We start from the raw sequence: 25,697 nt of genomic DNA on the forward strand, positions 1-25,697 counted from the left end.
GTAGCCCGAGCTGTTGTCTCTCAGTCATCGATGAGGATGCCAGCCGCGGCACCGACTCCTGCGCTAGTCCTCACGTCCCCCTCACCACACGCTGCATCGCCAGCGTCAGCGGAAATCCCAGCATGGCCAGCGCCGCCGCGCGGCCGGCGCCCGGCGCGCCGCTCCTCGCGATGAGCACCGCATCGAGAAGCGATATCCCTGCGATGAGCGTCACCACGGCGCGCGGGATCCGGTCCTTTCGTGTCCCCCGCAGCAACCTCACCGCGTGGATCACGCAGCCAGCGAGCGCCCCGTACGCGATCGTCCCCATCATCCCGGTGAGCGGCGCGCCTAGCGTCGCCAGGAACGGGACCGCCATGAAGCCGAGCGCCCAGAGGCTGCGCACCGCCAGCAGGTTCTCCTGCTTCGCGATCGCGGTCAGCCCGATCAGATAGAACAGCAGCGCCACCCCCCCGGCGAGCACCGCGCTCCCGAACTGCCCCCCCGCCGCGAACGCCGCCGTCACATAGACCAGCACGCGGCACGCCCCCATCAGCGCCGGGCTCAGCGGGTTCCCCTTGTGCCAGGCATCGTAAAGCACGATCGCCCCGGCGAGCAGCGCACTCGCCAGGGCGGGCGCCATCCCCCGGTTCGCCACATAGGCATGGCCGCCCACGATCAGCACCCCCGCCCCGAGCAGGCCGTAGCCGACCGCGAACACTTCCCGGGCGCTCACAAGCCCGGACGGGATCGGCCGCTCGGGCCGCTCGCGCGCGTCGATCTCCCGGTCGAACGCGTCGTTCAGGAACATGCCGCCCACGTACATCAGCGACACTGCGAACCCCACCAGCGCTACCTCGAGCGCCCGCGGCGCAGACCCCGACAGGGCCATGCCACAGAGCACGTTCGTCCACACCGTGGGCAGGTTCGAGACGCGGCCGAGCCGCAGGTACACCCGTGCGCGCGAGCTCATCGCCTTGCCCCCGGTCGGTTGTCCGCTCGGCCACCGGAGCTCGCGCCGATTTCGCTGTCCGCTCGCCCAGCGGAGCTCGCGCCGACCTCGCGGCCACGCCCGACCTCGCGGCCACGCCCGACCTCGCGGCCACCCCCAACTCCACGGCTCGCGTTGATGCCTCTGCCGTCGCCGGCGCCCACGCTTCCGTTGCCCACCATCCGCTCCTCCACCCAGCGGAGCTCCCTCGCCACCGCCTCGACGACCCCGCCCCGGCGCTGGTCCTCCGGCAGTACATCCCAGGTGTAAGTCTCCACCTCGAGGTGCTGCGTCGCTGGCGAGTCTCGCAGGTGCGAGAGCAGCGCCGCCAGCTCCGGCTGCGTGGTCGCGAGCGCGCCCTCGAGCTCCCGGAAGATCGGCACATGGAAGTGGACTCGCCACTCCTCCGGCGGCGCCCCGGGCGGCGCTGCGGTCCCGCCGTCGAGCGCCGCCAGCGCCTCGGGCAAATCCAGGTAGCGGACGAGCTCGCCCCCGCCTGGGCCGCCACGCCGCTCGACCACCTGGTGCAGGTAAACGACGTCCTCCGCATACGCGCGCAGCCTCGCCATCGTCGCAGGCTCGCGCTCCGCCACGCGGGCGCGCAGCCCGGCGCTGAGCTGCACCTTGTGCACGCCGATGCCCGCCGCGCGGAGCGCCGCCAGCGACGCGGGGGCGTCCTCGAACTCCACCGCCATGTGGCACGCGTCGAAGCAGAGGCCGAGGTGGCTCCGGAGCGCCTCCTCGGCGTCCCGCAGGCTCATCCCGGCCAGCGCCGACAGCTCGCGCGCGCGCTCCGGCGCGAACACGTGATCGCTGAAGAAGCCGATCGCCTCGGGCGTCGTCTCGAGGAAGCAGCACGGCTCCGGCTCGAGGGCCAGCGCGATGTGCTTGCCCGTGCGGCGGCGGACCTCCACGAGGTGCGCCGCGTGCGCGACCAGCCGCCGCGCCATCGCCTCCGCGTCACCCGGGGTGCGCACCCGCGGCCTGAACGCGCCCGGCACCGTGCTGACGCTTCCCATCAGGCCCTCGTCTGCCGGCAGCAGCTCGGCGAGGAGCGTCGCCAGGAGATCGCTGTACGCGAGCCGCTCCTCGTCGAGCCAGTCGGGCAGGTACACGCGCTCCTTCACCGGCGCGCCGTGGAACCGGCCGTAGGGGAAGCCGTTCAGCGTGAACACGTAGAGGCCGTTCCGCTCGAGAAAATCGCGGAACGCGTCGAGCTCCGCCGGCTCGGCGAGCTCCGCCGCCGCCCTCGCCGACAGCCGCAGCCCCACCCCGCACCGGCGGCGCGCGCTCGGCCCGAGGCCCTCCGCCCCGCTGCCCCCTCCGCCGCTTCCGTCGCCTCCCCCGTGCAGCGCCCCTTCCTCCCCGCCGGCCGCGCGCGACCAGATCGCGAGCAGGTGCGTCTCGAGGCTCTGCTTCACCTCCGACCACGTCTCGCCCGCGTGGATGTTCGTGCAGTACGTGAGGTGCGGCGCGCCCGCGCACGCGAGCCTCATGATTGCGCCGCTCCCGTGACCGCGCCGGCCGCGGCGGCCGCGCCCGTGGCCGCGCCCGCTGCGCCCGCCGCGCCCGCTGCGCCCGCCGCTCCCGTCGCGCCGAGCGCCGCGAGCGCGCCCCGCCTCCCGGCGCGCTCGCGCAGCCGCGCGATCGCCGCGACGATGTGCCGCTCCTCCATCGCGTGCACCTCGCGGGCGCGCCCCACGTCCTCGAGCAACGTCACCGTGAGCTCCCCGCCGAGGTGCTCGCGGAACTCGTCCAGCCCATCGAGCACGCAGAGCCGCTCGCCCCGCTCCCCCCTCTCGCACGTGCGCGTCAGCGCGAGCGCGTCGTCCCACAGCGTGAAGCCGAGCGCCTCGAGCACCGCCACCACCGCGGCCGCCGTCGCCTGGCTGCACAGGCCGGCCAGCTCGGCGTACAGCGTGTCGATCGCGATCCCGATCGCGACCGCCTCGCCGTGGCGGAGCCTGTGCTTCGTGAGCGACTCCAGCTTGTGCGCAGCCCAGTGCCCGAAGTCGAGCGGCCGCGCGCTCCCGAGCTCGAACGGGTCGCCCGCGCTCGCGATGTGGTGGAGGTGGATCTCCGCCGAGCGGCGCACGAGCTGCGCGAGCGGCGCGAGCGACCCCGACGCGAGCGCTGCCGCGTGCTCGGACAGCCACGAGAACAGCCGCGCGTCCCGGATCAGCGCGACCTTCACCGCCTCCGCCATCCCCGCCACCTTGTCGCGCAAGGGCAGCGTCTCCAGAAAGCGCGGATCGATGAGCACCGCGAACGGCGGGGCGAACGTGCCGAGCAGGTTCTTCTTCCCGAACGCGTTGACGCCGTTCTTCACGCCGACCCCGGAATCGGCCTGCGCGAGCACCGTGGTCGGGATCCGCACGACCCGGACGCCTCGGTGCACCGTCGCCGCCGCGTAGCCGACCATGTCGAGCACCGCGCCGCCTCCGACGATCATCACGAACGACTGCCGATCCATCCCCAGCGCGTCGAGCCTCGCCTGCAGCGCCGCCGTCGCCGCGCCGTCGTTCTTCGCCGCCTCGCCGCCGGGCACCACGATCGGCTCGGCCGCGAGCGCGAGCAGGTCCGGTCGCGCGCCCACGTACCGCGCGATGTCGTCCGCCAGAGACGGCCACGCCGCCGCGACGCCGCCGTCGATCACCGGCAGCACGCGGTGACGCCGGCGCGGCTCCTTCGCCGCGATGGCGGCCGCCAGGTCGGCGTTGCTCGGCGAAAAAACGCCCTCCGTGAAGTAGACGGGGTACTCGAAGGGGACCGCGATCCGTTGCAGATGAAGCAGCATCAAAGCCGACTTTCGAGAGAGGTCATCGGCCCGTCAAGTTGGTTCCTCGCGAGGATCCCGCGTCTTGCCGCGGTACGAAAACTTCCCCTTGGCGGCGGACGGCCTTCCTGCAATGCTGGCGCCGCTCGGTCAATCGCGCCGCCGTACGGCCGAGTTCACCTCGTGGCCCCATGATCGCCGCGTGATCCCAACCCCGTACCGCCTGACATCCTCCTCAATGCAGACGCCCATGGAAGGCACAGCCCGTCCCACGAAACGGTCCTTCATGCGAGGAGTGCTTCTGACGGCAGCGGCAGGGCTCGCCCTCGCCGCGTTCTCCGCCGGGTGCGCGCCGACGTACGTCTACAATCCCGCGAACTACGCGAAGGAGTACGACCCGCGTAAGCACGAATACACGATCGGGGTAGGGGACCAGATCCGGATCAACGTCTGGCGCATGGCCGACCTCTCGAGCGAGGCGCTCGTCCGGGCCGATGGCGTCATCACGATGCCGCTCATCGGCGACGTCTACGTGGCCGGCAGGACCCCGACCCAGGTGCGCGAGGAGCTGAAGAAGCGGCTCTCCGAGTTCGTGAAGGACGAGACGGCCGTGATCACCGTCGCCGTGACCGGGATCAACAGCTACCGGTTCGTGGTCAGCGGCAATGTCGCGCGCGCCGGCATCTTCGCCTCCAACTACTTCGTCTCGGTCTCCGAGGCGCTCGCGCTCGCCGGCGGTCCCAACCAGTTCGCCTCGACGGATCAGATCCTGCTCATCCGCATGGATAGCCCGGGCAAATTCCGGCACATCCCCATCAACTACGACGAAATCGCCTCGCGCAAGCGGCCCGAGCAGGACCTCGTGCTCAAGGCCGGCGATACCGTCTTCGTGCCCTGATCGTGGCCGGCTCCTCCGCGCTTGCCCGAAAAGCGGTCCTCGGCGCGGTCTGGACGATCGCGACCGGGCTCGGCTCGCGCGTGCTCGGCCTGATAGGCACCCTCGTGCTCACCCGGTTCATCGCGCCGGATGTGTACGGCGAGGTCTCGGCAGCGTCCGTCGTGATCATGACGGCGCACTTCATGTCGAGCCTCGGGACCGGCCAGTTCATCGCGTCGAGGCCCAACCTCGACCGCCAGATGGTCTTCAACGCGACCGTCTATTTCCACGTGGCGGGCCTCGTCGCCATCGCCGTCGTGTACCTCCTCCGGGAGCCGATCGCGGTGCACCTCGTCGGCGCGCCCGGGATGCTCGAGTTCATGCCGGGGCTCATCCTCGCGATGTTCATCGATCGGCTCTGGTACGTCCCCGATCGCCTGCTCATCCGCGAGATGCGCTTCCGCAGCGTCAGCCTCCGGAACGCCGCCGGCGAGCTCACCTACACCGCGGCGTCCGTCTCCCTCGCCGTGCTCGGCTGGGGGGGGAACGCCATCGTGGTCGCGACGCTCCTGCGCGCCGTCGTGCGCGTGGTGACCACGGTCCCGGCGGTGAAGCTGTCCGAGTGGCTGACGCCGAGCCCGCTGTCGCGCGAGAAGGCGCGCGAGCTGTTCGCCTTCGGCATCCCGCTGAACTTCGGGTCGCTGGCGAACTTCGGGGCCTCCAAGTGGGACAACCTCGTCATGATCCGCCTGTTCGGGGAGCAGGTCGGCGGGCTCTACAACCTCGCGTGGAACCTCGCCGACATCCCGGCCTCCCAGGTCGGCGAGCGCATCGGCGACGTGCTCGTCCCGTCGTTCGCGAAGCTCGAGCCGGAGCAGCGCAAGGCGGCGCTCGTCCGCGCGCTCACGCTGCTCGCGCTCCTCATCTTCCCGCTCGCCGTGGGCCTCGGCGCGGTCGCCCCGACGATCCTGAACGACACGTTCTTCAACGAAGCATGGGAGCCGGCCGGCCCGCTCCTCGCCGTGCTGTCCGCGCTCGGCGTCACGCGCCCGATCGGCTGGGTCTTGTCCTCGTACATGCAGGTCTACGGCCGGACGCGGACGATCATGGTCCTGGAGTGGCTCAAGGTGGCCGCGATCGTCGGCGGCATCGCGCTGCTCGGAACGATCGGCGGCGTCCTCTGGGCCTGCGCCGGCGTCGGCGTCGCGTTCGGGGTGCACGCCCTGGCGAGCCTCTGGGTGGTCAAGCGCGCCGATGGCGTCCCGTACATGCGGCTCCTGCGCCCGCTGGTCCGCCCGCTCCTCGCGTGCCTGCCCATGGTCGCCGCGGTGCTCGCCGTTCGCTACGGCATGCGGTCGCTCCACGACCTGCCCCGCGGGTGCCGCCTTGGCGCCGAGGTGGTGGCCGGCGGGCTCGCCTTCGTCGCCTCCGCGCTGGTCATCGCGGGGCAGGCATCACGGGACTTCCTCCAGCTCGCACGCGAAGCGGTCCGCCGCCGTCGTTAAGGCGTTTCCTGAATGTCACCGACCCGGCGTGACGAGCGAAGCGCGCAGCGAGCGAGATGAGTGCGGTGAGAGCAACACGCGTGACGAGCGTGGCCAGCGTAACGAGCGTAACGAGCGCAACGAGCGCAACGAGCGCAACGAGCGCAACGAGGAGCACGTTTCCCCTCCGAACGTTGGGGCCCCACGCGACACTCGAGCGAAATTGAAGGGCCTGTGGTAGCGTCGGGCCCCTCTCTTCGAAACTGGGTCGGGATCCGCATGGCGGCTCCCGTCCACCACTGGAGATAAAAGGAAATGGCAGAGACGCATCCCCCTGCGGTCGAGAGCTTCCTGGCCAAGATCAACTCCCGCGAAGCCCAGGTGGGCATCATCGGCATGGGTTATGTCGGCCTGCCGCTGGCGCTCACGTTCATCGAGAAGGGCTTCCGCGTGCTGGGCTTCGACGTGGACCCGGCGAAGGTCACCGCGCTCAGCGAGGGGAAGGGCTACATCAAGCACCTCGATCCCGCGCGCATCGCGGCGGCAGCCAAGACGGGCCGATTGGAGGCGACGGCGGACTTCTCGCGGCTCGGCGAGCCCGACGCCATCCTGATCTGCGTCCCGACCCCGCTGACGGCCCAGCGGGAGCCCGACATGAGCTACGTCGTCGGCTCCGCCCAGAAGATCAAGGAGCGGCTGCGGAAGGGGCAGCTCATCGTCCTCGAGTCCACCACGTATCCCGGCACGACCGATGAGCTCGTGAAGGGCATCCTCGAGCAATCGGGCCTGCGCATGGGGCAGGATTTCTACCTCGCCTTCTCGCCCGAGCGCGAGGACCCGGGCAACCGCGATCACAGCACCGCGACCATCCCGAAGGTCGTCGGCGGCGTCGATCGCGCGTCGCTGGTCCTCTCGCAGGCGCTCTACTCGCAGGCGATCGCGCGCGTCGTGGCCGTCTCCTCGGCGCGCGCGGCCGAGGCGGCGAAGCTGACCGAGAACATCTTCCGGGCCATCAACATCGCCCTCGTGAACGAGCTCAAGGTCGTCTACGACGCCATGGGCATCGACGTCTGGGAGGTGCTCGACGCCGCGTCGACCAAGCCGTTCGGCTTCATGCGGTTCAACCCCGGCCCGGGCTGGGGCGGCCACTGCATCCCGCTCGACCCGTTCTACCTCGCGTGGAAGGCGCGCGAGTACGGCGTGTCGACCAAGTTCATCGAGCTCGCCGGCGAGGTGAACGTCGAGATGCCGCACTACGTCGTCAACAAGCTCCAGCTCGCGCTGAACGAGCGCGGCAAGGCGCTGAAGGGCACGAAGGTCCTGCTGCTCGGCGTCGCCTACAAGAAGGACATTGACGACCCGCGCGAGAGCCCCGCGTTCGAGATCATCGAGCTCCTGCGCAAGCTCGGGGCCGTGCTGAGCTTCCACGACCCGCACGTGCCCAAGCTGCCGCGCATGCGCACCTGGCCGCATCTGCCGGAGCTCTCGTCCGTCCCCCTCAACGAGGACACGCTCAAGAGCCACGACGCGGTCATGATCGTCACCGACCACTCCGTGGTCGACTACGATCTGGTGCTGAACCACGCCGCCCTGATCGTCGACGCCCGTGGCGTCTACCGCGCGGCGAACCCCAAGGTGGTCAAGGCCTGACGGAGGGCGAGGGCGCCCCGAGCGGCGCGGGCAGGCGTCGCACGCCAGCACGGCGGTCCTGGTGACCGGGCATCCAGCGGCGGCGTCCTTGCCGCGTCGCCGCTGGCCCCGTGGCGTGTCGCTCAACTCCCGTGCTGTGGGCGGCGCGGCGCGAGCATCGCCGTGGCGCCCACGCCACGGCGCGGGCGTCTCGGCGCAGCTCCTGGGTGACTCCTCGGCAAACGCGAGGGGCTCCGCGTGTCCTCGCGACCTCGTAGCCGCGTCACCTTGTATCCGCGTATCCTCGTCACCACGTATCCTCGTGACGCCGTAACCCCGTAACCCCGTAACCCCGTAACCCCGTAACCCCGTAACCCCGTAACCGATGCAGCTCTTGCCGAGCTCGCGAAATCGCGAGCATCCCCTTGATGTCAGGGCGCCGGTTCGGTACCCATCAAAGACGGTCCATGTCCACGCCGCCGCCCATGGTCGGGCCAGGTCGAACGATGTCGCCTGCAGATGACAGCCTGGGCCCTGCGCCGTCGAGCTCGGATTGGAAGGGCCACCTGGAGATCCGGCTCGGTGATCTCCCGGGGACGCGACGGCCGCTGACGGAGTCCCACATCGTCATCGGCAGGGCGCCGGGCGTGCAGCTCACGCTCGACCACTACACGGTCTCACGGCGCCACGCGGAGCTCTTCTGCGATCCGTTCGGCCGGTGGTGGATCCGCGACCTCGGCAGCACCAACGGAACGCTCGTCAACGACGAGCGGATCAACGAGAAGGTGCTGAAGCCGGGCGATCGCATCGGGATCGGCGACTATATCCTCGAGTTCCAGCTCACGGCGCGGTCCCCGCGCGTGCCGATCGACCCGGGCGGCCTCCATTTCGAGGAGGACAAACCGACCGCGATCCGCAAGCTCGGCGAGCTCGACCCGCCGCGGATCGCGGCGAAGCACCTGTTCACCTTGATGGACCTGTCGCGGCGGCTCCTCAGCATCGAGGACGCGACGGATCGGTTCGACGCGCTCTGCCAGCTGATGGTCCGAGAGGACTTCCACGGCAGCATGGCGCTCGCGCTTCGGCTCCGGCAGAACGGCGCGCTGACGATCCTGTCCGGGCCGCACCGCCCGTTCCAGTCGCTCCGGCGCGAGGACTCCGTCGCCCCGCCGTACATCTCGCGCCGCGTGCTCGCGGCGGTGCAGGACACGCGCGAGCCGGTGCTGGCCGGCAACCTGGTGAGCGACAGCGCCACGGTCGAGCTCACGATGTCGCGCGACGTCATGGCCCTCTGGGTCGTGGCCTGTCCGCTGCGCGTCGAGGAGCAGATGATGAACCTGCTCTACGTGACCCTGCCGCCCGACTTCGGCAGCGTCGAGTGGCTCGGGCTCATCGCGCTCGCGGCGGAGGTCTATCAGCAGGCCGAGTCGGCCTGGGAGGCGCGGCGCCACGCGCAGGCGCACGCGGCGATCGAGCGCGAGCTCGAGATGGCGCACCAGATCCAGCGGACCTTCGTCCCGAAGCGGCTGGAGTTCAAGGCGCTGGACGTGGCGCTCGGCTTCGAGCCGTGCCGGTGGGTCGGGGGCGACTACGTGGACATCGTCCCGATGCCGGACGGCCGCATCATGCTCGCCGTGGCGGACGTCTGCGGCAAGGGGCTCCAGGCCGCGCTCATCGGCTCGAGCGTCCACACGATGGTGCGCGCGACGGTCGACGCCGGCCGCGGGATCACGGGCATGATGGACCGGCTGAACGCCTACCTCTGCGAGTACCTGCCGGAGCACTCGTTCGTCACGATGGTGGCCGTCGCCCTCGACCCCGCGACGGGCCGCATGGAGTGCGTCAACGCAGGGCACCCGCCGGCGCTGGTGGCGACCGCGGAGGGCGGACTGCGGCACCTCCAGGCGGCCGTCAACCCGGCGCTCGGGGTCGGCCTGGTGCCGATGGAGGCGCACCAGAGCGTGCTCGCGCCGGGCGAGGTGCTCGCGATGTACACCGACGGGCTCACCGAGCTGCGCAACTCGTCGAAGCAGATGCTCGGCCTGCACGCGCTCGGCACCGGCTTCGCCAAGCTCTGCGCCACCAGCGCTGGCCGCCCGGTCGCGTCGATCGCCGACAAGCTCACGCACATGCTCGAGGAGTTCCGCGGCGACCAGCTGCCCGAGGACGACAGGGCCTTCCTCCTCGCCCGGCGCACCTGAGCGCGCCGCAGGCGGCCGCCCGGCGGAGCCCCTGAGCGCGCCCCGCCGCGCTCAGCGAGCGGCGTCGCCCGCGCCAGCCGACGCCGGCGCCTCGCCCTCCAGCGGCTCGCTCGGCGTCGGCTCCCGGCGCGGCGTGCCGGAAGGGCCTGCCGAGCCGAACGGCTGGGTCATCGAGATGCGCGAGCCCGGCGCCATCTGACGCGGGAACGCGCCCGACACGGACAGGAGGAGCGTGTTCCGGACGACGCGCGTGTCGGGGAGCTCCGCCGTCCTCGCCTCGGTGCGCTGGTTCGCGTGCTGGTACCGGAGCGCGAGCGCGAAATCGGGGATAACGATGACGGGGCTCCAGAGCAGCCCGACGTCGGTGAGCACCGCGAGCGTCGTCGGCCCCGTGTCGAGGTCACCCTCCGCGTTCGTCTCGAGAGGTTGCGAGAGCTGCGCGCTGGCCGAGCCCTCGACCGACAGGTGCCAGGCGGGGCGGATGGGCACGGCGGCGCGGAGCGTCAGCATGTGGGAGAGCTGGATCTGCTGCAGGAAGACGTTCGGCGTGGCCGCATAGGTGTACGCGAGCTCGGCGGCGTCGCCCCGCTCGTGCAAGTAGCGCAGCGCCGCGAGCCCGCTCGGGCGCACGAGCGACCCGGCGCCGCCCGCCAGGTCCGTCGCGACGACCCCGCCGAGGTCGAGCTGGCTCGAGAAGCGACGCCCGAGGTCGTGCTGCCAGCTCGCCACGAGCGTGCTGAGGAGCTGGTCGCGCGACGTGTACGTGTCTTCGGTCGTGGGATCGGTGTCGGTGACCGGAACGTTGTCGAAATGGGTGTAGCCGACCGAGAGCGCGAGGGCCGCGACGTCGTGGCGGAAGCTTCGGCTCGCGTTCAGCGTGTTCGTCACGCTGTACGTGCGCTGCGGGCGATCCAGGAGCGGGTTGTAGACGGCGAACGTCGCCGCCTGCCCGAGCGACCAGACCGGCGAGGGCTGGAACGAGAACCCCTCGTTGAACGAGCCCTGCACGAAGTTCGTCGTCCCGCCCGCGTTGCCCTGGAGCGTCGTGGTCCCCGGCGTCTGCTCGAGCTGGAACGTGTTGAGCTGGCCTTGCGACCCGGACGCCCCCAGCGTCACCGAGGTCCTCGGCGAGGTGACGAAGCGGCCGGACCACGCGGCCACGTTCGAGTACGAGCTCGCCTCCGAGTGCCGGAAGAAGAGGCTCGTCGAGAACGTGTAGGACAGCGTCTGCGCGGTCCGCGGCGTCGTGTAGGTGAAGATCAGGCCGGGGCTCGCGGTCGCGAGGCCGTCGGCGTCGGGACCGGGCCCGGCAGGGGGCTCGGCCGCGGAGGTCACGTTGTCGGTGACGCCGATCGACCCGGTGAAGACGCCGTGGAGGGTTGCGTCCTGCGCCCGGGCGCCGTGGTGGGTGAGGATCGCGCAGCCGAAGGCCGCGACCGCAATACCTCGTCCGGAGCGCATGAGGGCTGCAAGGTAACAATGGAGCCGGCGCTCGGCTACGCCTCCCCGACCTTTCGGCGCAAGGAGGCGAGCGCCGCGCGCCGGCCGTTCAGGCGTCGAGAAGGACGACACCGAGGATGGGCGCCGGCCGGAGCTGCTCGATGGCCTGGCGGATCGCCTTGCGGGTCGACTTCTTGACCAGCGAGGTCAGGATCACGCCGTCCACCGAGTCGCCGATGACGTTCAGGTCCATGCTGCCGAGCACCGGCGGCGTGTCGATGATGATGTACGAGTAGCCAGCGCGCTTGAGGCTCTCGATCGCGGTCGAGAACGCCACCCCGTCGAAGATCGGCGGCCGCTCCGTGCGCGGGTCGACGGCCAGGATGTGAACGGGCGTCTGGAGGGCGAGCCTCGCGTCGGGCGACCTGCCGCCCATCGGCGCGGCGTTCCTGTCCGACGACGACTCGCCGCCGTCGTCGCCCGGCGTCACGGCGGGCGCCGCCTGATCGACGACGACCCAGGGCGCGAACCGGTCGTTGACGTGGCGCTGGAGCTGCTCCGTGAAGCAGCTCGGGGGCTCGAACCGCAGCGCCTTCGCGATGCCGGGCTTGCGGATGTTCGCCTCGACGAGGAGGATCTTCCCGCGGACGGTCTCGCGGAGCGCGAGCGCGAGGTTGATGGCGCACGACGTCTTGCCCTCGCCCGGCCCCGCGCTCGTCACGGCGATGGTGATCCCCGAGCCCGTCGGCAGCTTGCGCCGGAGCGTCCGGTACGCGTCGGCCTGGGGCGAGTAGGGCGCGCGGAGCATCACGATGTTCGGATCGACGGCGTCCGGCATCGGCACGGGGCGCACGGTGATCTCGCCCGGGCCACGCAGCGACTCCTCCGGGAGCAACCCGGCGTTCTCCGGTGTGGTGGGCAGGGAGCGCAGCTGCTCGATGTGCAGCGACGGCGGCTCCTCGAACGTCGGATCCAGCGACTGCAGCTTCGCGTCCACGGCCTGGTGCGCCGGGGTCGACACCACGCGGTTGAAGATCAGGGAGGGCGGCGAGCTGAACGTGCTGGTGAGCGAGCGCTCGATCGGCCGCTCGGGCGGCGGCTGCTGCTGCGGCTGCTGCTGATGCGGCTGCGGCACCTCGCGCACCGTCACCTCGCGCGCCGCGGGCGGCACCACGCGATCGAAGACGAGCGAAGGAGGCGAGGGGAACGCGCCGCTGAACGATCGCTCGAGGGACGGCGCTCCCCCGGGGGGCGCCGACGCGTCCCGGACCCCCACGTCGCGCGATGGCGAGGCGATGACCCGCTCGATCGGCACCGGCAGCGCCGGCGAGCTGCCCGGCCTCCCGCCGCTCGACACGAGCCCAGGGCTGCTCAGCGTCGCGCTCAGATCGACGACACGCGCGATCGCGGGGGATGAGCCTTGCCGCTCGGGGCCGGGCGGCAGCGCCGGCGCGGGCATGCCGAGCACCGTCGCGGTACCCAGATGCGCGCGGTTCTCGCCGTGGTCCGCCGCGGGACCCCCGAGGAAGAGCGCCGTCGCTGGCGACGGCCCCCTGAGCGGCTGCTGCGCGCCGGGGTGAGCGCCCGGCGCCTGGGCGGCGCCGAGGCGCAGCCCCATCGCCTGCGGGTGCTGCGGCGGCGGGGGCAGATCTTGCCGGATGGTCGGCGAGTCGAACGCGGCGCTCGGGTCGTCCTGGCTGGAGCTCGGCCGCTCCGCCGAGACCACGTCCTCCGCGTCGTTCGCGAGGCGCAGGACGCGGGCGATCATCTCCTCGCGCACGTCCGGATCCGGCGCGATCGAGCGCCAGTTCCCGACCACGTTGCGGAGCCGGCGCGCCTCGATGACGAGGGCGCGGACCCGCGCGGTCTGCTCAGCGCGACTCAGGAAATCGCAGACCTGATCGAGCGCCCGCTCGAGGGAAGCGACCGGCGGGGGCTTTCCCGGCTCAGCTCCGCCTGTCTCAGCCACGGCGCCCTCGGGGCGCGCGCGCGGCGGGCGGTACGACGACGAGCACCGAAGCGAGCGCCATTCGATCGATATCTTCCATGTCGTAAACCCGATCGTCGAACACGATGCCACGCGCCGCGGCGGCCGCGATGCCGGCCGCGACGGACAAGAACAGCCCGCCGATGGCGATGATCAACCGCGACGGGCTCGACGGTGCGCTCGGCCGGTACGCCGGGTCGAGCACCTCGATCTGCGCCGAGTAGCCGCCCTGCTCCGAGCTCGCGGCGATCTCCGCGCGGAACGACTTGCCCTCGAGGTCCGAGAGGCGCTGCTGCGCGCGCACCTTCTCGCGGCTGAGCCGCGACCAGTCGGTCTCGGTGTTGATGATCTGCTTCGCCGCCTCGCTCGCGTCGGCCGCGTTGCCCTTCTTCGCGCCCCTGCGCGCCGCGATCTCCCGCTCGAGAGCGGCGAGCTGGGACTTGATCTTCGCCTTCTCGGCCTCGTCGGTCGCGGGGACCTCCACCACCGGCTCCGGCGGCAGGACGAGCGCCTGCTCGGCGCGCCGCAGCGCCGCCTCGGCGTTGGTCACGCGGGCCGCCGCCGCCCGGACGTCGGGGTGCTGCTCGGTGAAGCGGGACTGCTTGTCGGCCAGATCCCGCCGCGCTGTGGCGAGCTCCTGCTCGGCCTGATCCCGCTGCCGGGTGAGCGCGGGGGAGGGCACCCCGGCGGCGCTCACCGCCGGCTGCTCCGGCTTGCCGGTGAGCCGGCTGCGCAGGCGGGGCACCTGCCGCTCGAGCGCCTCGAGCGTCGGGTCGGTCCCGGTGGCGCGCCGCTCTCGCTCGCGGATGGCGGCGCCGCCCTGCGCGCCGCCGGGCGAGTTCTGCTCGGTGGCGAACTCGGGGTGCTCGGCCAGGAACGCCGCGAGCTCGGTCTCGGCCTTCTCGACGTCCTGCTCGGCGCGCTTCAGCTCGGCGTCGAGGAACTCGTTCGTCAGCTTCGCCTGCGACCTGCGCATGCGGGTCGTCTCCTCGACGAGGATGTCCGCGAGCCGCTGCGTCACCTCCTGCGCCTGCTCGCGCGTCTCTCCTTCGGCCGAGATCGCGAAGGTGTCCTGCGAGCGGGCCTTGAAGGTGATCTTGGCGCGGAGCCGATCGACCGCGTCGACCATGCCCCGCTTCTCGAGGACGTCGGGGAAGAGGTTGAACTCCGTCACGACCTTCTCGAGGTTGGAGCGCGCGAGCAGCGTCTCCTTGAGCCGCGCGGAGAGGGTGCGGAGCGGGTCGGGCCCGTCGGGCCCGAGGTACGTCGCCTTGACGCCCTCGCGGTAGAAGATCACGGTCTCGGAGCGGTACGCGGGCTTCCTCGACTGCACGACGAGCACCGTGAACCCGAGCCCCGCGATCGCGACCAGCACCGCCACGTACCAGTGCGCCAGCGTCCGGTTGATCATCGCGCTGACGCTGGGCGGCTGCGGACCTGCAGGCCGCGCCGCTGCGTCGGCGGGGATCGCCCCGAGCGCCTCCTGGGGCGGGGTAGGCCCGGGGAGCTGCTGGTTCATCTTCTTGTCCATGGTCCCCGCTCCTCGAAGGTTGCCTTGCTCCGCCCGATCCGGAGGACGCGCACCCCGGTCTGGCAGGCTGGTTGGCTATGGTAGACGTGCGACGCGCGAGCGCCAGCTTGTTGCACTCGGCTGTGCCCGCCGCGTGCCCGCCGCGCGCAACCCCACGCCTAACACGCCCCCAGTGCGTGCAGCACGCGGAACCAGCGCCGCGGCGACGGGGGGCACCGTCCGGGCGACTCCAGCCGCTCAGCACCGTCCGCGCGACACTTGCCGCGCGGCGCTGCCGCCGCAGCCGTTGTCGACGGGTGGGCCGGGGGGCCGGGGTGGCGGCGCGCGCGCCGCCACCGAGCGTCACGTGGGGAACACCCGATCGAGGCGCAGCAGGCGGAAGATCGCGCGCGGCTGATCCCTCAGCCCGACGATGCGCACCTGGCCGCCGTTGGCCCGTACCCGCTTGAACAGCGAGACGATGACGCCGACGCCCGAGCTGTCGATCAGCCGGAGGGACGAGAGCTCGAGCGTGATGTTCTGCCGGTTCTCGGCCACCAGCTCGTCCACCAATGTCCTGAACTCCGGTGCGGTCACTGCGTCGAGGGTCCCCTCGAACTGAACGACCGTCTCACTGCCGTTATCGGTCCGCGTATAGCTCATTGGATTTTGATTCCCCCTGCGGCGCGGGTCGCGCCCGAGCGGGAGACGCTCCGCATTCGAAAACTGCTCGTCCGATGCCCTGTCGCCCCGGCGAAATCGGCGTCGGAATGCTCTTGTTCGCTGCTGCCTTCACCCCCGTCGCCGGCAATACACGAGCTGCCCTCCCTCCGTTTCACAAGACGGAGGACATTCGGACTGCCGGGACAGTAGTCGACCTCATCCATGAACGACTTGATGATGAAGAGCCCCATCCCAGACTCGGGGAGGTCGTCGATGGGAGGGTTGTCGATGGCCGCGGGATCGAAGCTGCATCCCGTGTCCATCAAGCGGATGATAATGCCGTCCGCGTCGGATTCGATCTCGATGTCGACGTCGCCCGGCGGGCCAGCGCGGTATCCGTGAATCGCGATGTTGTTGAACGCCTCGCCGAACGCCGAGACGGTCTGGTCCTCGAAATCCTCCTGGGTGAGGCCGGGCGACCCGCCCTCGACCCTCCCAGGCGCGGCCATCTTGCATGCGGCCGCCACCACGCGGAGGGCGAGGTGGCGATAGGTCAACGAACCTGGTACGCGGAGTCGGATCACGCCCAAACCTCCATCCGAGCTTGTACCCTACCACGTTCTCGACTATGGGAGCCACAAGGTAAACAGTGACACCTGGCGTTCGTGTAGCGAAACGTGCGATCGACATCGCGGGCTCGCTCGTGGGTCTCACGCTGACCCTCCCGCTCTACCCTCTCATCGGCGCGGCCATCTACATCGAGTCGCCCGGGCCGATCTTCTACATGCAGCGCCGTGCCGGGATGCTCATCGGCACGGAAGTACGGGACGGCGTGGCCTATCCGCGCTTCGTCGAATTCCACATGCGCAAATTTCGTTCCATGCGCGTGGATGCCGAGAAATTGACGGGAGCCGTGCTCGCCCAGCAGGACGACCCGCGCATCACCCGGGTCGGCCGCTTCCTGCGCAAGACGCGCCTCGATGAGATCCCGCAGTTCTGGAGCGTGCTCATGGGCGACATGAGCATCGTGGGGCCGCGCCCGGAGCGCCCCGAGCTGCTCGTCAACCTCGCGCTCGCCATTCCCTTCTTCGAGGAGCGGATGCGCGACATCAAGCCGGGCATCACCGGGCTCGCGCAGGTGTCGCTCGGGTATACCGGACGCGCCCCGGCGGAGAGCGAGGTCGCCGCGTTCGAGGCGACGCTGACGAACCCGTTCGGCCTCGAGGAGGCGGAGGGGGCCGAGGCCGACGACATGCGGATGAAGCTGCTCTTCGATCTCGCGTACGCCGCATCGCTCGAGAAGCTCACGACATTCCTGCAGATGGAGCTCTCGATCATCGTGAAGACGCCTCTCGTGATGATCCTCGGCCTCGGGCGCTGAGCCCGGGCGCCCCGCGCGCCGGCGCCAGACGTCCTGCGCCGTCCGCTCTCGCGTCCCAGACGGCCGGCGCGGCGCGCAGCCTTGCGCCCCGGACGCTGGCGCCCACCCTCGCGCCCTGGACGCCGTCGCGCCGAGCGTCAGACGGCTCGTCCACACGCATCCCGCGCGGAGGCGCGAGAGCCTCAGTGGCCCTTTGACTTCGTGTACAGGGTCAGCGCGATTACCAGGCCGATGTTGGCGAGGATGAGCCGGTACACATCGCGCTTCTCGAGCTGGATCGAGAAAGAGGGATCGACGCTCTTGACGGCGCAGTAAAACGCGCCCGCGAGGCCGAAGTAGATCCAGAGCACGTAGTGGTAGGTGAACGAGAGGAAGAAGATCCCCACCATCATCCCGCAGAACCCGGCGAGCATCCCCATGGCCCAGGCCCGGATCGGCGCGAACTGCGCGCCGTGCTCGTAGCGGTTGAGCGCGACCAGCGAGATCTTGAGCGTGAGGTAGATCATCGCCGTCCACGCGAACATCCCGAGCGGGCCGAGCTCCGCGAGCGCGAGCAGGTACGCGTTGTGCGCCGTGAGCCAGTGGTGCTCCGTGAACTGGCGGTAGCCCGCGCCCATCAGCGGGAACATGCGGTAGATCTTCAGGCCCTCGGACAGGATCTCCGTGCGCTCGCCCGCCGACTCGTCCGCCTCGTCGCCGCCGCGGCCGCCGAGCATCATGAGCGGCGCCGCGCAGATCGCGCCGAAGATCGCGCCGCGGACGCCGTACTTCTTGACGAAGTAGACGCCCAGCACCGTCGCGAAGACGAGCTGGCCGCCCCGGGACTGCGTGAGGATGATCGCGGTCGCGATCAGGAGGAGCGACCCGAAGACGAGGAGCGCGCGCAGGAAGGAGCGCTTCTGCTCGAACATCGCGAAGCTGAACGGCAGCACGATGCCCGACGTGAGCGCGAGCTCGTTCGGATCCTGGAGCACGCCGCGCCAGCGCACGCGGCCGTTGATCGTCGTCGTCTTGAAGAGGCCGACGCGCTCGCACAGGTACTCGACCTCGGGATCGGCGCCCGGCCCCTCGCGGCAGTCCACGCGGAGCTCGCAGGACCGGCCGTCGGGGATGCCCGACTCGCCGCGCGAGCCTCCGATGGTCTGGGCGATCGCCAGGCACTGATACGAGGAGAACCCCTGGTGCACAGCGACGCCCGCCACGAAGAGGCCCATGACGAGCACGGTGGAGGCGAGCTTCTGGAAGCCCTTGAAGCCGTCGGTGCTGTGCCCGATCAGGAAGAAGAGCACGAACGTCACGCTGATCGAGACGAAGCCCTCGGAGAACTCGCCAGGGTTCCGGAAGCCCAGCGTGAGCACGCACCAGAGGTAGACGACGATGGCCCACCGGAGCTGCGGGGTCGCCTTCAGCCTGACCTTGCCCATGGCGAGATCGAGGCCCATGCCCATGAAGGCGAGGCCGAGCCAGAGGTACAGGAACGGCAGGCTCTCGAAGCGCTCGTCCCACTCCTGAGGCCTGCCGTAGATGAAGACGATGAGAAGGATGACCCCGGGGAGCGCGAGCATGTCGAGGGTCCTCGGCGGAGACGCCGTTCGGGTGGTGGGGGACGTTCCGGAGGATCGCGGCTCGCGTCAAGCGACTTGCGCTCGCTCCCTCCGGCGTGGTTGCCGGGCCCTCGTGGCTACGTGCTGAGGCCCACGCGGCGCACGGCCTGGTTCAGGAACGGGACGAACTCATCCGCGGCCCTCGCGTTGCCCGCGCTCGAGGGGTGGTGGTCGGTGTTCCCCTCCGAGCCGTGCAGGGAGAAGTTGGACTCGCCCTTGTTCGTGAGCACATCGTAGTAGTCGAAGACGACGACGTTCTTCTCCGGATAGCCGCTGAGCCAGCCGTCGGGGGACTTGACCCAGTTGTTGAACGAGCGGGCGAGATCCGCCTGGCGCTGCGCGATCTCGGCGTCGGAGGGCTTCCCGAGGAGCCGCTTCGCGGTCCACTTCCAGGCGGGATCCTTCGAGCGTTTGAGGATGTTGGCGGGGGCGGTGACGTAGACGAACAGCGTGTCCTTCCGCTTCGCGAGGTCGGGCAGGATGGACGCCAGCGTGGCCTTCGCGTTCCAGACGGTGAGCTCCGGGCCGGCCGGGTTGCCGGGGGCGGAGCCCTCGCCGACGAAGCGGTTGTTGGGATAACAGGACTTGAAGACGACGATCCGGTTCACCACGCCGTCCGGGTGCATCTGGTCGTTCAGCGCGACCCGGAGCACCTTGTCCATCTTGTCGCGGAACTTGGGCGCCCAGTCGAAGAGGTCGGTGTTCTCGCCGATCTCGCTGCCGTAGGAGGCCTCGTGGACGCGGTAGCCCTGCTCTGTGAGCTTCCTCTTGAGCCCGCCTCCGTTCGGGTGCGCCTCGTAGACGCACGACGCCTTCTCCTTCTCGGCGCCCGTCTCCGTGAGGAGCTGGCCGCCGCACGAGTGATGGATGAACAGGAGATCCAGCGGGGTATCGGGCCGGGCGCTCGCGAAGCCGGACAGGTCGAGCGAGCCGGCCTTCGCGATGGGGCGGGTCGCGGCCGGCGCCGTGCCCTCGATGGGAATGAACAGGGCGCCCAGCGCGACGAGGAATGCGCCGGCAGAGACGAGTCGCTTCTTGCTCATGGCATCTCCGTACAAGACGTGGGCGAGGAGAATGGATTATTGCAGCGCGCCACGCCGAGGACAAGCGGGCGCGGAGGGCGTCATCGTCGCATTTGCCGTTTGCGACACGGCGCTCAGAAGGCGAGGACGCCGCCCTCGTCGGCCTTGGCGGCCGAGCCGGCGCGGATCGTGATCTCGTCGCCGCCGCCCGCGGGCTTCCTGATCACGTCGTAGGACGCGCCGGGGGAGAACCCCGTGACGACGTGCTTCGCCACGCCAGGGAGCGAGGTGAACTGCACCTCGGACACGGCGCCCAGCTCGACCGGGAACAGGACCAGCGTGCCCTTCACCGCCGCGCCAGCGAACGGCGTCCCGCGCTTCGTGCGCACGAGCGTCACCGGATCCGCCGTCGCGTTGCCGGCCGCGCCCTGGAGCACGTGCAGGAAGCGCGTGTCCTTCGGCATCGGGGCGGGCGGCTCGACCCGCAGGGTCGCGAGCATCTGCTCGTTCTCGGCCGGCTTGGTCTCCCAGGTGCCCGTCGGCTTGTACGGCTCGGCCACCATGACGGCGCTCTCCGGCAGGAGCGTGGTCACGAAGAGCTTCTGCCCCTTCGCGGTCGTGGCCGTCGCGAGCTTCCCCGTGACCTGCGCCGCGCTCGGCGTTTGCACGAAGAAGCGCTTGAAGCGCCCGTCCTTGCCCGTGGCGGCGCGGTCGTAGAGCACGAGGTGGTCCGGCTTGAGCCACACGAGCGCGCGGCTGACGTGCGTGACGTCGCGGATGTTCTCGTACTCGGAGTTGTAGAGCGGGGTCGCGTCGCCGAGGACGTAGACGTAGTCCTGCGCGAAGCTCTTCGCGAGCACCCTGGGATCGCCCGTGTGCACGAGCGGCCACTGGGACCCGCGCCGCCAGAGCTCGCCGCGGTTCGGGTCGTCGTGGCGGCGGTTCTTGTCGTTCTCGACCGTGAGGGTGTTGTGCTGATCGGAGCTCCCCATGAAGGCGCCGTACCCGACGCGCTCCTTCGTGAGCCACTCGCCGCCGCGGTAAAAGCCGAAGCTGAGGCCGTCGCCGTGCTGGTGGTCGATGTGCTCCCAGCCGAGCTGGAAGTGGAGCCACGTGGCCTCGGGCCCCCAGCTCGTCCTCGCGAAGACCTGGCCGAGGCCGGGGCCGTAGTGCGTGAGCGGCATGGAGGGGCGCGGGTCGGTCGGGGTGACCGCCGGGTCGAGCAGGAGGAAGTACATGATCGAGTGGCGCTTGTGGACCTGGCCGAGCTGCGAGCGGGCGCGCCGCGCGAGGGCGGCGGCGCCCCCCGGGCCGGCGTGGATGGCCATCCAGCGCAGCGCGTTCAGGCGCTCGGCGTTGCCGCTGTTCTCGGCGTGGAGGCCGAGCGCCGCGAACGGGTCGATGTGATCCGTGTACTCGTAGCGCTCTCCGTCGCCCGTCCACGCGGCCTCGTGGGTCGGCCCGATCCGGCCCGCCGGCGTGGCGGGGCTCAGGCCGTGGAGGTGGGCCGGGATGAACTCGTGCCAGAACGGGTTGCCGTCGAGGTGCACCTGCGGGCCCCACTTCGCCGGATCGGCCTCGCCGGCCGTCTGGATGGCGAGCAGCGTCTCGCTCACGTAGGCCAGCGTCGCGGGGCCGTACTGGAAGCCCTCCGGCGGCGCGCCGCCGCGCGCGTCGTTCCGCAGGACGCTGTCGGTCATGTAGAGCCACGCCCCGGCGACGTTGGCGAAGTAGTCCCTGAGCCGCGGGTAGGTGCCGCTCGGCTTCGGATCCGGCGGATCGTCGGCCTCGTCGAACGCGAGCGACAGGAGCGTCAGGTTGCGCATGTGCGACGTGAAGTAGTTGTTCAGGGCGTACCTGCGCTTCTTCGGCTCCTTCAGCATCGCCGGGTCGTTCAGCTTGCCCACGGGCTCGGGGTGATCGTGGCTCGTCGTCGACGACTTCAGCTGATCCTCCGCCCAGCGGAGGAAGACGGGCCGTATCGCCGCCTTGTCCTGGGCCGAGAGGTACCCGTAGATCCAGTCGACCGTGAGGCCGAACGACTCGCCGGCCCAGCGGGCGCGGTCGCCGGTCGAGAACCTGCGGACGAAGGGATCCTGCGGATCCCCCTTGTTCACGCGATCGACGATGTAGAGCAGGATCTTGCGCGCGCGGGCGGCGTGGTCGTTGCGGGCCGCCTCGTCGCTCGAGACGAGCGACATGAAGGCGAACAGCTCCGCGTGCGCCTCGCAGTAGGTGCGGGCGTGGGTGCAGTCGCCCTCCGAGGGGATGTTGCCCTTGTCCATCGCCGCCGCGGCCTCGGCCGTCACGGCGGCGAGCTCCTTGAACAGGGGGTTCGCCTGCGTGGCGCGCGCCCGGAGCTTCGGCAGATCGGCCGCGCGCACCCAGAGCCGGGGGTGCCCCTTGGCCGGCGTGGCCGGCGGCGCGGCCGGCGCGTCGAAGCGCGGCGCCTCGACCGCGAGGGCCGCGGTCGCGGTGGCGGGCTGGGTGCCCGCGCCGCTGTGGACCGCCGGGGGCCCCGGGGTCTGCCGCCGGTCGCAGCCGCCGAGGAGACCCGCGAGGCCGAGCGCGAGCCCGATCGACGCGAGCGACGCGAGCGACGGCCGACCCGTCATGTCGCGCGTTCCTTGAGGTACGTGAACGTCCGCTGGAGGCCCTCCTCCGTGGAGACCAGCTGCTTCCACCCGAGCGCCTTCAGCTTCGTGTTGTCGAACCGGTTCCCCTTCCACGAGGTCGCGCTCTTGTAGGGCGTGAAGATGGCGGGCAGCTGCCCCTTCGAGTAGGCGTGGTATCGCTCGACGAGCTTCGATATCCCGGTGAGGGCGAAGTAGGGGACCGTGAGCGAGCGGATCGGCTTCACCTCGCGCTTGTAGCGGGCGAGGTAGACGTCGGCCGTGGGCAGGTCGTCGTCGTGGACGTTGTAGACCTGCCCCCGCGCGACGTCGCTCCGGCCGGCGACGGCGATCGCCTCCGCGCAGTTGTCGACGTACGAGAGCGGCAGGATGTTGCGGCCGCCGAGGTGCAGGAACACGCCGAAGAGGCTCATCCCGACGCGGCTGGAGAAGGCGTTGCCGCCGGGGCCGTAGATGACGCCGGGGCGGAGCACCGTCAGCGGGAAGCCGTAGCGCCCCTGGTACTCCCAGAAGAGCTTCTCCTGCCGGAGCTTCGCCTGCGAGTAGAGATCGCGCTGCGCGGGCCGCGTCTCCAGGGGCGTGTTCTCGTCGACGATGTACCCCCGCGGGAGGTCGGCGACGCCGTAGACGCCGAAGGAGCTGACCAGGACGACGCGCGGCGAACGGCCGGTGTGGACGAGCGCCTCGAGCAGGTTCTTCGAGGCGACGACGGTGCTCAGGAACATGTCCGCGGGCGCGCCGCCCATGGCCGCGGCCACGTGGTAGACGACGTCCACGCCCTCGACCGCGCGCTCGGCGGCCTCCTTCGTGGCGAGGGAGCCCACCGCGATGTCGAGGGGGACGCCCCGCCGCTTCTCGATCTCGTCGAGCCGCGCGCGGTTGCTCGCGGGGCGGACAAGGCAGCGGAGGTCGGTCTCGCCGTGGGCGAGCAGCCGGTCGACGAGGGCCGATCCGAGGAAGCCGTTCGAGCCGGTGACAAGGACTTTCATGTGCGCGCCTTCTCCTGCGGGACCTGCCGGAAGATCTCATCCATCATCCACGCGACCCGGATCATGTCCCGGTACGAGATGGGCAGCTCCGCGCCCCGCGTGATGCTGTCGTAGAAGAGCCCGAACAGGCGGTTCATCCCCGAGAAGAAGTGGAAGTCGCTGTGGGCGAACCGCACCACGTTCTTGCCCCCCTCGCGGAGGTACGAGAGGGCCTGATCGAAGGCCGGGACGACGCGCCCTATGGCGCTCGGGAGCTTCGGCGACGCGTCGAGGGTGACCGTGCGGCTCGTGAAGTCGACGTGGAGCGTGTTCTTCGTGCCGTAGATGCGGAGGAAGTGCCCGGGCGGCCGCGCGTGCGACGAGAAGGTCCCGTAGGCGCTGACGCGCGCGCCCTGCACCGTGACGCGGAGCTCGTCGAGCATGTCGTCGCGCGAGTCGCCGAACCGCTTCTCCCGGAGCGCGTAGGCGGTCGCGGTGACCTTCGGCTGCTCGTCGTCCACGAACTCGACGATCTTGTTCAGCAGGTGATCGACGTTGTTGTGGAACAGCTTGCCCGGGAGGCGATGGACCCAGTGCGAGCCGTCGCCGAGGAGCGCCGCGCCGAAGGGGCCGGCGAGGTTGTAGCCGAAGCAGCTCTCCACGTGGACGGGATCGCCGATCACGCCGTCGCCGACGAGCCTGCGCATCTCGACGGCCGGGGGATCGAACTGGTACTCCCAGCCGACGGTCATCTTCTTCCCGGCGGCGGTGCAGAGCTCGATGAGGCGCCGCACGTCCGCGAGGTTCAGCGCAGTCGGCTTCTCCACGTAGACGTGGGCGCCCGCCTCGATGGCGCGCCTGGCGAGGAACAGGTGAGACTGCGGAGGGGTGGTGATGTGGACGACGTCGGGCTTCTCGACGTCGAGCATCCGGTCGAACGAGTCGTAGTGGCTCGGGATGCCGTAGCGCACCGCGATCTGCTCGGCCATCAGGAGCTCGAGGTCGCATACGGCGACGACCCGAGCCCGCTCCGGCATCTTCTGGATCTCTTCTATGTGGCCGTCGGCGATCTTGCCGCAGCCGACGATCGCGATTTTGAGGGTCATGCGGCGGCGGAGCGTACCGCAACGTGGCAGCCGAGAGCTAGGCTCTCGGCCGGCCCGCGGTCAGCGCGGACGCGTCCAAGCTCCACCCCGCGCGCGCGTGGACGGGCGAGGAGGAGCTTGATGACGGTCGCGGCGGCCTCGGGTAGGCTGCGCGGCGCAGCATAAAGAAGGGTGGTGATTCGTGCGCGTGCTCCATGTTCTTCATACGTCGCTGCCTGTCATTGCGGGGTACACGATCCGCAGCGACTACATCATCAAGCACCAGGCCGAGCACGGGATGCGGCCGGCGGTGGTGACGTCGGGGCAGCAAGGGTCCGGGGATGCGCTGAGGGACGAGATCGGCGGCATCTCGTACTGGCGGACGCGCGAGCCTACCGGCAAGAAGCTGCCGCTGGTCAGGGAGCTCCAGCTCGTGCGGGCGCTGGAGGCGCGCGTCGAGGACGCGATCCGGGAGTTTCAGCCCGATCTCGTGCACGCGCACTCGCCTATGCTCGTCGGGCTGCCGGCGCTCGCGGCGGCGCGCCGCTTCGGGTTGCCGCTCGTCTACGAGGTGCGCGACCTCTGGGAGAACGCCTCCGTCGACCGGGGCAAATTCAAAGAGGACTCGCCGCCTTACAAGATCGCGGCCGGCCTCGAGACGATCGTCTACAAGTACGCTGACGCGACGGTGACGATCTGCGAGGCGCTGAAGAACGCTGTCGCGCCGCGGGTGCGCAGCACGGACGCGCTCCACGTCGTGGGCAACGGCGTCGACTCGGACAAGTTCGCGCCGCGGGAGGCCCCGCCCGGCGCCTGGGAGCGCTTCGGGCTCGCGGGGAAGAAGCTCATCGGCTACGTCGGCACCTTCCAGCCGTACGAGGGGCTCCAGACGCTCATCGCGGCGATCGGCGACATCGCGCGGGAGATCCCGGACGCGCACGTCGTGATCACAGGGGCCGGCGGCCAGGAGATGGAGCTCAAGGCGTTCGCCCGCGAGCGAGGGGTGGAGTCCAAGGTGACCTTCACCGGGCGCGTGCCGCACGACGAGGTGTTCAACATCTACGCGATGGCGAGCCTGCTCGTGTATCCCCGCATCCGGACCCGGACGACCGAGCTCACGACGCCGCTGAAGCCGCTCGAGGCGATGGCGATGGCCCGGCCCGTGATGGTGAGCGACGTCGCGGCCATGGGGGAGCTCGTCCGTTATGGGGAGACCGGGTTTGTCTTCAAGGCGGGCGACAGCGCCGACCTCACGAAGCGGTGTGTGGAGGCGCTCAAGGACCCGGCGCGCCTCGAGCAGGTCGGCAAGAACGCGCGGGCGTGGATCCTCAAGGAGCGCCAGTGGCCCACGCTGCTCTCGCGGTACGAGACCATCTACGAGCAGGCGATCGCCGTGCGGCGCGGACAGGGCAAGTCGCGCGTCGGCGAGCCGCGCGCGGCCTGAAGGGCGGCGACCCAGCCCGGGCT

The 25,697-nt window shown here is 70.5% G+C and carries 19 protein-coding genes; 6 read left to right on the top strand and 13 right to left on the bottom strand.

Annotated elements, in window-relative coordinates; translation table 11 throughout:
* Window positions 1–70: 70 nt before the first annotated feature.
* Genes WMF45_RS04940 through WMF45_RS04950 form a run of 3 tightly spaced genes read right to left on the bottom strand, consistent with a single transcriptional unit; the run spans window position 71 to window position 3,770 of the window.
* Window positions 71–952: a UbiA family prenyltransferase gene (locus WMF45_RS04940; RefSeq protein WP_437715807.1), complete on the bottom strand. Its 882-nt coding sequence runs from the start codon at window positions 950–952 to the stop codon at window positions 71–73.
* The gene (gene eboE, locus WMF45_RS04945) at window positions 949–2,466 is read right to left on the bottom strand and encodes a metabolite traffic protein EboE (RefSeq protein WP_437715808.1); all 1,518 of its coding nucleotides are present in this window, start codon (window positions 2,464–2,466) and stop codon (window positions 949–951) included. The genes WMF45_RS04940 and eboE overlap by 4 nt, the downstream gene beginning before the upstream one ends.
* Window positions 2,463–3,770, bottom strand: coding sequence for a 3-dehydroquinate synthase (locus tag WMF45_RS04950; RefSeq protein WP_437715809.1), 1,308 nt, complete (start codon window positions 3,768–3,770; stop codon window positions 2,463–2,465). The genes eboE and WMF45_RS04950 overlap by 4 nt, the downstream gene beginning before the upstream one ends.
* Window positions 3,771–4,032: 262 nt before the next feature.
* Here WMF45_RS04950 and WMF45_RS04955 point away from each other — a divergent pair, with 262 nt between their 5' ends.
* The 4 genes from WMF45_RS04955 (at window position 4,033) to WMF45_RS04970 (ending at window position 9,937) form a co-directional block, all read left to right on the top strand.
* Window positions 4,033–4,644 carry a polysaccharide biosynthesis/export family protein gene (locus WMF45_RS04955; RefSeq protein WP_012233507.1) on the top strand — a complete coding sequence of 204 codons (612 nt, stop codon included), beginning with the start codon at window positions 4,033–4,035 and terminating at the stop codon, window positions 4,642–4,644.
* 2 nt (window positions 4,645–4,646) lie between these two features.
* A complete protein-coding gene (locus tag WMF45_RS04960) occupies window positions 4,647–6,128 on the top strand; it encodes an oligosaccharide flippase family protein (protein ID WP_437715810.1) in 1,482 nt (493 codons plus the stop codon).
* A gap of 294 nt (window positions 6,129–6,422) precedes the next feature.
* A complete protein-coding gene (locus tag WMF45_RS04965; protein ID WP_437715811.1) occupies window positions 6,423–7,757 on the top strand; it encodes a nucleotide sugar dehydrogenase in 1,335 nt (444 codons plus the stop codon).
* A 485-nt stretch (window positions 7,758–8,242) separates the two neighbouring features.
* Window positions 8,243–9,937 (top strand): SpoIIE family protein phosphatase, encoded by a 1,695-nt coding sequence (locus tag WMF45_RS04970; protein WP_437715812.1) that lies wholly within the window; start codon window positions 8,243–8,245, stop codon window positions 9,935–9,937.
* Between the two features lie 51 nt (window positions 9,938–9,988).
* Here the strand turns inward: WMF45_RS04970 and WMF45_RS04975 are convergent, their stop codons facing one another.
* The 5 genes from WMF45_RS04975 to WMF45_RS04995 form a co-directional block, all read right to left on the bottom strand.
* Entirely contained in the window at window positions 9,989–11,398 is a 1,410-nt protein-coding gene (locus tag WMF45_RS04975; RefSeq protein WP_437715813.1) for a hypothetical protein, read from the bottom strand.
* Between the two features lie 88 nt (window positions 11,399–11,486).
* Complete coding sequence (locus tag WMF45_RS04980; RefSeq protein WP_437715814.1) at window positions 11,487–13,346, bottom strand: hypothetical protein; 1,860 nt, start codon at window positions 13,344–13,346, stop codon at window positions 11,487–11,489.
* Window positions 13,339–14,895 carry a GumC family protein gene (locus tag WMF45_RS04985; RefSeq protein ID WP_437715815.1) on the bottom strand — a complete coding sequence of 519 codons (1,557 nt, stop codon included), beginning with the start codon at window positions 14,893–14,895 and terminating at the stop codon, window positions 13,339–13,341. The genes WMF45_RS04980 and WMF45_RS04985 overlap by 8 nt, the downstream gene beginning before the upstream one ends.
* Before the next feature lie 342 nt (window positions 14,896–15,237).
* Entirely contained in the window at window positions 15,238–15,537 is a 300-nt protein-coding gene (locus tag WMF45_RS04990; RefSeq protein WP_012233514.1) for an STAS domain-containing protein, read from the bottom strand.
* Window positions 15,534–16,121, bottom strand: a complete 588-nt coding sequence (locus WMF45_RS04995) for an ATP-binding protein (RefSeq protein ID WP_437327675.1) — start codon at window positions 16,119–16,121, stop codon at window positions 15,534–15,536. The genes WMF45_RS04990 and WMF45_RS04995 overlap by 4 nt, the downstream gene beginning before the upstream one ends.
* Before the next feature lie 65 nt (window positions 16,122–16,186).
* Here WMF45_RS04995 and WMF45_RS05000 point away from each other — a divergent pair, with 65 nt between their 5' ends.
* Complete coding sequence (locus WMF45_RS05000; RefSeq protein ID WP_437715816.1) at window positions 16,187–16,918, top strand: sugar transferase; 732 nt, start codon at window positions 16,187–16,189, stop codon at window positions 16,916–16,918.
* 182 nt (window positions 16,919–17,100) lie between these two features.
* Here the strand turns inward: WMF45_RS05000 and WMF45_RS05005 are convergent, their stop codons facing one another.
* The 5 genes from WMF45_RS05005 to WMF45_RS05025 all read right to left on the bottom strand — a co-directional run bounded on the left by WMF45_RS05005 (window position 17,101) and on the right by WMF45_RS05025 (window position 24,251).
* A complete protein-coding gene (locus WMF45_RS05005; protein WP_437715817.1) occupies window positions 17,101–18,483 on the bottom strand; it encodes an O-antigen ligase family protein in 1,383 nt (460 codons plus the stop codon).
* A 116-nt stretch (window positions 18,484–18,599) separates the two neighbouring features.
* Window positions 18,600–19,565, bottom strand: a complete 966-nt coding sequence (locus tag WMF45_RS05010; protein ID WP_437715818.1) for a hypothetical protein — start codon at window positions 19,563–19,565, stop codon at window positions 18,600–18,602.
* A 113-nt stretch (window positions 19,566–19,678) separates the two neighbouring features.
* Entirely contained in the window at window positions 19,679–22,159 is a 2,481-nt protein-coding gene (locus WMF45_RS05015; protein WP_437715819.1) for a hypothetical protein, read from the bottom strand.
* Window positions 22,156–23,166, bottom strand: coding sequence for an NAD-dependent epimerase/dehydratase family protein (locus tag WMF45_RS05020; protein WP_437715820.1), 1,011 nt, complete (start codon window positions 23,164–23,166; stop codon window positions 22,156–22,158). The genes WMF45_RS05015 and WMF45_RS05020 overlap by 4 nt, the downstream gene beginning before the upstream one ends.
* Entirely contained in the window at window positions 23,163–24,251 is a 1,089-nt protein-coding gene (locus WMF45_RS05025; protein WP_437715821.1) for a Gfo/Idh/MocA family protein, read from the bottom strand. Before WMF45_RS05025 ends, WMF45_RS05020 begins: the two co-directional genes overlap by 4 nt.
* A 181-nt stretch (window positions 24,252–24,432) precedes the next feature.
* On the opposite strand from WMF45_RS05025, the gene WMF45_RS05030 reads away from it, so the two are divergent.
* On the top strand, window positions 24,433–25,674 hold the full coding sequence (locus tag WMF45_RS05030) for a glycosyltransferase (protein ID WP_437715822.1): 1,242 nt from the start codon (window positions 24,433–24,435) through the stop codon (window positions 25,672–25,674).
* Window positions 25,675–25,697 lie beyond the last annotated feature (23 nt).

Origin of the sequence: Sorangium sp. So ce448 (genome assembly GCF_051520915.1) — a bacterium.
In the GTDB taxonomy this organism is placed as follows: domain Bacteria; phylum Myxococcota_A; class Polyangia; order Polyangiales; family Polyangiaceae; genus Sorangium; species Sorangium cellulosum_B.